We start from the raw sequence: 225 nt of genomic DNA, 5'->3' as shown, positions 1-225 counted from the left end.
AACCCGGCGACCTACCTGCAGAACACGGTGGATTTCCTCGAACTGCACGACATCGTCTCGTCGCTCGCGAAGGGGGCCGTATTCGGCGCCATCGCCGCCCTGATGGGCTGCTATTCGGGCATGAATTCGGGGCGGGGTGCGCAGGGCGTGGGCGCGGCCACCAAATCCTCCGTCGTCGCGGCGGCCGTGCTGATCCTCGCGGCCAACTACATGCTGACCGAACTG

General features: G+C 66.2%; 1 protein-coding gene. It reads left to right on the top strand.

What is annotated here, in order from left to right:
* A partial coding sequence (locus tag E0702_RS18660; RefSeq protein ID WP_165927656.1) for an ABC transporter permease occupies positions 1 to 225 on the top strand: 225 nt, incomplete at both ends.

Origin of the sequence: Halomonas marinisediminis, from assembly GCF_004347715.1 — a bacterium.
In the GTDB taxonomy this organism is placed as follows: domain Bacteria; phylum Pseudomonadota; class Gammaproteobacteria; order Pseudomonadales; family Halomonadaceae; genus Halomonas; species Halomonas icarae.
The sequence above is the reverse complement of the archived record's forward strand: the minus strand, read 5'-3'. Positions and strand labels throughout refer to the sequence as shown.